The following is a 6848-nucleotide window of genomic DNA, read 5'->3' as shown; positions in this document are numbered from 1 at the left end:
ATCTCCTGCCGGTTGCCTCTTCCGTGTCGGGACAAGCCGACCCACCCATTAGGTGTACGGGGCGATGCTGACGCCGTGCTTGGTGATTCGGTCCCGATACATACGGACGGCGCGCTCCCGGGTCTCGGTGTCGTACTTTTTCGGTGCAGGCATGATCAACATCCTCCCTGTTAGATCAGGAGCCTCCACCTCGTCCAGGATGCTTCCATATCCGTCAAGTCAAGCTGGGGCCGAGGTATGCAGCGGTCAGTGTACGGAACAGTTTCCGAGTGATGTACCTCTCAGGCATCGCATGATCTCCTTGGTCGTGCGACCCTCGCGGCGGCGGCGGGCGACATACGCGCGGGTGTCGGGGTGGGTGCGCATCCGGACGAGGACGATAGTGGTCAGCGCCCGGTTCAATCGTCGATCCCCGCCACGATTGAGTCTGTGACGCAACGTGTTCCCCGACGACGCCGGTACCGGGCAGGTCCCGGCGAGGGCTGCGAACGCGGCTTCGGAACGGACTCGGCCCGGATGAGACCAGGCGATGAGCACCGAAGCCGCGACCACCGATCCGACGCCGGGTAATTCCAGCAGTTCCGGTGCGACGGCGTTCACGGCAGAGTCGAGTGCCTTCCTGTTGTCGATCAACTCGGTATCGAGGGCGCGGATTCGTCTCGCCAGTCGTACCGCCTCCTGCCGGCACGTTTGCATGGTGACGTCCTCCGACCGGGAACGCCAGGTAGACATCGCATCAATCTGTTTGCGCGTCAGCGCTTTGCGCGAATCGACACCAAGGTCGGTGATCCGCAGCAGGGCGGTGGGCGCATTGACTGCCCGGGTCCGCTCGCCGGCCATTTGTTCTCTCGCCACGACCAGGACCCGAAGCGCGGCGCGGGCCCCCTCGGCGCGCGGCCAGCGGAGCTGGGAGATGTCGACCGCGAGCACCGACCGGGCGATCCGGACGGCGTCGAGTGAGTCGGTCTTGCCGACACCGCGGCGACGCGCCGCCGACATCGCGGCGGGTTCGACGACCGCCAATCCGGAACCGAGGACGCGCTCGGCGAGACCGGCTCCGTAGGAGCCGACGCCTTCGATGACCACCAGAGTCGCGTGCTCGCCCACGCGACGGCTGATCCAAGTCACCGCTCGCTCGAGGCCGGATGGGTTCGTCGGAAACATTGATTGGTCGACAATTGCTCCGGTCGCGGCGGTGCCAACCGACAGTGAGTGGGTAGCGGCGTGGGTATCGACCCCGATGACGAACTCGTACTGATCTGCAACGATAGGCATTGCGGCGGACTCCTTCCCAAGAGGTGACGGCGTGTCGGCGTCGGCCCGGGGAAGAACACTTCGAGGGCAGGCCTGTAACGGGCCGCGACCCGCGCACACGGGTCGGGCAGGCTTCTGATCAAGCCACCGAAGCGAGACCGGGTCAGCGTCGCCGTCTCGGCCGAGTGGACAGATCCTGGAAAGTGCACCCCAAAGGGGCCATGCGGTTCAGGGGTCACACCCAATCGCGACGACGGCACCGATCCTGCCAGCCAGCCCCGGGCCAGCCACCACAAACACTTACAGACGGTTCAGTACTCGGGGCCCTGTCCGGTGTGATCTGGATAAGAGAGGTCCGTTGACAAAGGGTTCTAGATCTGCCGACCTAGCTCGTGCTCCCATACATCGAGTTGGCGACGCCGTCAACAGACGGGTCTTCTTCCTCCGCAGCCGGGGACTTAAGACGAGCGGTCATGTACTTCATCATGAAGTTGGTCCAGACCCCGAAGATGACAAGCGGAATCCAGAACGCAATCAGGCCATTCCATGCGAACGGACCGGTCTTAGTCAGCACCACGAAGATGCCAAGCATCTGGGAGAGTCCCGTGAAGACCGTGTAGTACGCGAACCACCGAGGGTACGTCATCGTCCGGTTCTTGTCGTTCAGCATTGCCCAGGCCAAGAATGCAAACTGCAGTCCGAAGCTAGCCGAGACCGTGTACAGCGGCAGCCACGCACTGTCATAAAGGGCGTGGGTGATTTCAGCCGGCCGGTCGGGTCGGAACGAGGTTGACATGAAGGTCGTCCACGGCGAAACGAACCCCCACGTCGCGATTACGCCGAGAATGACCTGCAGGTAGGCGGCTTCGGAATTGCCCGAGATGCGCTTCACTTCCCAAGCCATCGCCGCCGCGAAGGGTGCATAAAAAATTGCACCAATGGAACCGATGATGGCACCTATCTGAATGCGGGTATTGTGCGACGCATACCATTCCGCGACGGTCTGCGCACTGTTCGCCGGGGACTGTGGCGGTAAGATGCCGCAGAGAATGAAAGCGACCGTTAGTGATGTCATCGCTACGGATAGTGAAAAGATGCAGACTTTTGAGTGCTTGATCCCATTCATGCGTGACCTCCATTAACTGAACTGCACCGACTGACGTGATCCTCGAATGGATCGAGGTGCGCTCTGTCCTAGAGCAATGGGATGCGGCTACCCGGTGGACTGCTGGTCTGACATGCACCCAACAGTGTCGCATTCGAGACCTGCATTTTCTTTACTGATCTATGGTCGGGCGCTACGCAGTGGGCAGCGAGAAGGTGCCGCATCTCCTGGAGTCACAGTACGAACCACAACCAACTCACAACAGGTCCAATTTGAGAACTTCCACCGGACCGATCGAACACCACCCAGGGACTGCCCTCGGTTCAGTTGACGCAGGGGTCGGGTCTTTCAAGCCGCGGTAGTGGCCTGGTTGATTGTCTCAAACTCGATCGGTGTGAGTCAGCGTCGACGGCGTTTGCGATGATAGATGCGTCCGATTCAGTGCACGATTGCCAGGCGGAGTTTGCTCGCGGGCTTCGCCAGCGTTGGCGGGCGAGGACGTTGCGTTGCATGGAGTGTGAAGAACGACTCCATCGCCAAATTGACCGGCTAATCGCAGCCCAGTTAATGCCGATCGAGGTCAGAATGGTTCAACGTCGGGCGCAGGCTGCAGGGGCCTCCCTTTTCGTTCGGAAGTGAGTACTCCCAGCATTCGCCGGGAACCCTTGAGGAGCGGAAGCTCCGCCCCTCCATCGCATCAGATGTCAACCAAGACCGGGGCAGTCCCCACGTTGATCACGCGACTTCCGAGCGAACATCGCAACCCCACCGGCCAACAGCACGGCCACGCCGATCATCACGAACCCCGACATGTACCGACGCTCCGACGGCACACTGCCGGGGGCACTCCTGCGCTGACAATGCTCGCCATTGCCGCCGAACCTACCGACCCGCCGATCGCGCGTATGTTGATGTTCATCCCACTCGCCACACCCGTCTGAGAATGCGGGATCGCCTCGATCACCACAATCGCCACCGCCGAGAACGCCAGCCCCAGGCCAACACCGACGATCGTCGTCGCCACCATCACACTCGCCACCGTGCCGTGCGCCACCGCGAATGCGAAGTATCCCATGGCGGCCACCCCCGCACCGCCCGCCAACAGCGCTCGAGCACCGAATCTCGCCGTCAACCGACCGGCACACAACCCCAACACGAACATGCCCACCGGGATCGGCGCCAACACCAACCCCGACCCGGTAATCGACGCGCCGAACCCGTAGCCACTCGACGCCGGCATCTGCAAGAACTGCGGCAACCCCCCGAAGGCGGCAAACATACCTACCCCAACAAGAACGACGACACATACGCCGCCGCGACCGTCCGCCGCCGCATCATCGACATGACGATCAACGGCACCTCCGACCGCAGCTCCACGGCAATCCACATCACGCAGAGCGCAACGCTCAACCACAGCAAACCGAGCACCCCACCCGACGTCCAGCCCCAGGAATTGCCTGGCTCACCGCGACCAGCAGGGCCACCAACCACCCCGACAACAGCACGGCCGCAGACACATTGATCCGTCCGGGCGCGGTGTGATCCGACTCGGGGATCACCCAAAACGCAGCCGCCGCGGCGGCGAACGCCATGATCATCGGCAACCAAAACAGCCACCGAAACCCCAGACCGTCGACCCGGTAACCACCACCGATCTGGTTAGCACATAGCCAGGTGGAAGAGATTTCGTCAATGTGTCCTCTAGGTAACTTGCAAGGGTCGAGTGGACTGCAAACGACCCCGAAATTGGATCTGTCAATGGCTACGCCGTGTTCGTAGAGTAGCTCGAACAGGCACATGCGTCGCGTCCAAACTGACTGCGGCCTCGCGGTGATGCCCAGCCACGCAACGGAGCGAGGTGGACACTGAGAACCGTCCAAACACCGTGGTAAATCTTCGAATTATCCCAAGGAGCGCTAAATGTCTGTTTACTTGAGCATGCAAAGGGTCAGATTCTCCAGCCCCGATGCCTACCAGAAGTTCGCGGTGGTCTTCGGCGACGTCCGGCACCATCTCCTTACCAAGCCGGGATTCATTCACCTCACATGGTGGGTGCATCCGGATGACCCCACGTGGTACAACGAGGTCAGCTTCTGGGCATCGAAAGAGGCCACGATGGCCTGGCACATGGACACTTATCACAAGTACGCCAAGACTTGGGCGGCGAACGGCGCCATCATGGAGGACATCATCACTAACTTCGACTTGGAGGGCACGCGCCTGCTTCGAATCTGTCCCACGTGCGGCCTTGTCCAAGACAAGGAGTTCGACTTGCGGCAGGAGCAAGCAGTTCTCGCCGAGCCGTGCCCCCAGTGCGGATTCCACTTCCCGGTAATGTCTGAGACCGCCAACAGCACCGCGGTGTTCAAGGACATCGCGTCGGCGCCGATATCCATCTCATAACAGGCCTCCGAGCGCCAGACCTGCGAAAAACAACATGGGGTTGACGCTGTCGCTGGACGGCATTTGGAGCCTCTTCTGCAACCCACGATCATTCGCCGGCCGGAGTGGTGCCTGCGGGACCGGGCCCGCCATTTGACTCTGCTCGCGCGCCTTGGCGTAACCGGCGCGCGAGCTGACCAAGAAGGTCACAGCGCCTGGATCGCCGCAAAGCCACACAGGTTTTCAGCCATCAACCGATGCTGCACATCGTCGTGCCCGTGATGACGGTGCTGTCACCGGACCATTTTGCCGCTGCGTATTGAGTAAGTCCAGTCCGATGCCGCGCTCGTGGTCACACCCTCGGTAGTACGGGCGATCCCAAGGAGCGGCATGAACAGACCGCGTAGTGGACGAACGCAGATCTCAATCACTGGATCGTCCTGTTCGCACCCGGTACGACGATCAACGTACTTGCTATGGACGCAGCGGATCGGCTCCCACATCGCCGCCTACTCCGGCACAGCCGATGGAGAAGTCAAGCCACTGCTTAACCCCACGCGTTCGGTTCGGTGACAGCGCGATCGACCGCGCCTGACCAAACTACATCGCAAGTCCTGAATTGTTTGTCACGCAACGCCGATGATGATCGGCAGGCGAGCGATGTCACGCGCGGCAATCGCCGGCTCCCATTCTCCGTATTGATCAAACTCAAATTGGTGCTGTTGGTCGCGGTGTCACGCGACCAACGATGAGTATCTTGGCCTGGCTCAGCTTCGTCGCAAGATCCGAATTGGACATCGGCACTGCGGCTTCGCGGTCAGGAAGCGATCGACGAGACATGTGATGCCACCCGCAACAGCCATCGCGCACCTCGCGTTCGCGACAACTCGGATCGGTCTCACTGCCGGAAGGGATTTTCGTCAATGTGTCCTCTGAATCACTCGCGGATGTCGAGTGGACTGCAGGCGACCCCAAAATTGGACCTGTCAATGGCCACGCACGGTTCGTAGTCTGACTCGAAGCGCTTGGGCCACCACATTCAACCTGGCTGCGGCCTTGCGGTGATACCCAACCGCGAACCTGAGCACGGACGCTTGGGAAATAGACCTTGCAATCAGGCCGGCATTAGACGCGGAACTATCGGATGCCGTGCCCACGGTTGCGTTCGCAATCGTGCATGAGAGATAGGAACGACGTGGCTAAATCAATTTATGTGGTGTTCGGAGGGCCGACCACGCCCGTGCATGAGGAAGAGCTCAATCGCTGGTACGAACAGCATCTGGAGCAGATGTGTAGCCTCCCCGGAATTACCGCAGCTCACCTGTACCGCCCGAGCGGTGACCAGCTTCCTCGTACCAAAGCCAAGCTGCCGCAGACCCTAGGGATCTACGAGTACGACACCGTCGATCATGCTGGGGCGGCCGAGGCGCTGGCGGCCGCCCATTCGGAGGGGGCAAAGCGGGGGGCCTACGAGGCGGGCGTGTCTATTCCTGGGCCCCCGGATAGTTCCTTCACTGTAGATTCGCAGTACCAGTCGGCGTACTACAACCTGGTTTCCCGGTTCCCGCGGGACTCGCGGGAGCGGTGGGATCTCACATCAAAGACGATCTTTATGGTCTTCGGTGGGCCGACGAAGCCCGCGCTCGAGGAAGAGGTCATGCGGTGGTACATCGATGTGCATCTCGATGAGATCTGCAGTTTGCCCGGGATAGTGTCAGGTCAGTTCTTTCGGCCGAGCATTGCGCAGCTTGCTGATACGACGGTCAAGCTACCCGAGGTTCTGGGGCTGTACGAGTACGAGACCGATGACCTTGCGGGGGCAATTGATGGACTGTTCGCGGCCCATCTACAAGGGATGAAATCTGGTGTCTACGAGCCGGGCCTGTCGATCCCCGGCCCTGCCGAGGGCATCTGGGCTTTGAACCCGCAGCATCAGTCGGCGTACTACGAGCTGGTTTCTCGGTGGTCTAGGGAGGACGCATGATGTTGGTTCTGTCTGCCGGAACGACGCCAGCGTCGCTTCTCGCCTCGCACACGGGCGGCGGTGCGAACGGCAACGGCCACCGGGGTGTCTCGGCGGGGCGACGCCTGATCAAGAACGATCGGG

Annotated in this window: 4 protein-coding genes and 1 pseudogene; 2 read left to right on the top strand and 3 right to left on the bottom strand. The window is 61.2% G+C overall.

Going from position 1 to position 6848, the window contains the following annotated elements:
* Positions 1 to 214 precede the first annotated feature (214 nt).
* The 3 genes and pseudogenes from QM841_RS38135 to QM841_RS38125 form a co-directional block, all read right to left on the bottom strand.
* Positions 215 to 1275 (bottom strand): annotated as a pseudogene (locus QM841_RS38135) (IS110 family RNA-guided transposase).
* Between the two features lie 364 nt (positions 1276 to 1639).
* The gene (locus tag QM841_RS38130; RefSeq protein WP_105422078.1) at positions 1640 to 2380 is read right to left on the bottom strand and encodes a hypothetical protein; all 741 of its coding nucleotides are present in this window, start codon (positions 2378 to 2380) and stop codon (positions 1640 to 1642) included.
* Positions 2381 to 3155: 775 nt separating this feature from the next.
* The gene (locus QM841_RS38125; RefSeq protein WP_283335989.1) at positions 3156 to 3746 is read right to left on the bottom strand and encodes an MFS transporter; all 591 of its coding nucleotides are present in this window, start codon (positions 3744 to 3746) and stop codon (positions 3156 to 3158) included.
* A gap of 533 nt (positions 3747 to 4279) precedes the next feature.
* Between QM841_RS38125 and QM841_RS38120 the strand changes: the two genes are divergently transcribed.
* On the top strand, positions 4280 to 4762 hold the full coding sequence (locus QM841_RS38120; RefSeq protein WP_105422082.1) for an antibiotic biosynthesis monooxygenase family protein: 483 nt from the start codon (positions 4280 to 4282) through the stop codon (positions 4760 to 4762).
* Between the two features lie 1174 nt (positions 4763 to 5936).
* A complete protein-coding gene (locus QM841_RS38115; RefSeq protein ID WP_283335987.1) occupies positions 5937 to 6725 on the top strand; it encodes a hypothetical protein in 789 nt (262 codons plus the stop codon).
* Positions 6726 to 6848: the final 123 nt, after the last annotated feature.

Origin of the sequence: Rhodococcus sp. IEGM 1307, assembly GCF_030056915.1 — a bacterium.
GTDB classification, from domain to species: domain Bacteria; phylum Actinomycetota; class Actinomycetes; order Mycobacteriales; family Mycobacteriaceae; genus Rhodococcus_F; species Rhodococcus_F opacus_D.
Note: the sequence above shows the minus strand (reverse complement) of the source record. Positions and strands in the feature narration are given on the sequence as shown.

What these genes read in the sequence shown, in the direction of transcription:
- QM841_RS38130 (WP_105422078.1), bottom strand. Translation starts at nt 2,380, where the DNA reads ATGAATGGGATCAAGCACTCAAAAGTCTGCATCTTTTCACTATCCGTA.
- QM841_RS38120 (WP_105422082.1), top strand. Translation starts at nt 4,280, where the DNA reads ATGTCTGTTTACTTGAGCATGCAAAGGGTCAGATTCTCCAGCCCCGAT.